General features: G+C 45.5%; 1 pseudogene. It reads right to left on the minus strand.

From position 1 onward, the window contains the following. A pseudogene (locus AC13HU_RS38265) lies at positions 1-386 on the minus strand (acetolactate synthase large subunit); the annotation flags it as partial. Between the last annotated feature and the right edge of the window lie 23 nt (positions 387-409).

Raw genomic sequence — 409 nt, forward strand, 5'->3', positions numbered from 1 at the left:
GCATAACTAATTCCACCACCAGCTAACAAGACTGGCTTTTTAGCCTTGGACAATTGCTTCAAGATTTTCTTGATTTGCATATCATTCGGCTCAAGAGTCGGCTGATAACTTGGTAAATTCACTTCTGGTGAATAAATGAAGTCTGTTTCTAAAGCAGATATGTCTTTTGGTAGGTCAATTACAACTGGCCCTGGACGGCCTGTAGTTGCGATATGGACAGCTTCCGTAATGATACGCGGAATATCAGCTGTCTCACGAACTTGGTATTTGTACTTAGTGATTGGCATGGTAATTCCCACGATGTCTGCCTCCTGAAAGGCATCCTTCCCAATCCCTGCTCGCGCCACCTGACCTGTAAAGACCAAAAGGGGAACGCTATCGCTCATGGCATCCGCAATCCCTGTAATGG

It is taken from the genome of Streptomyces sp. NH27, from assembly GCF_056859195.1.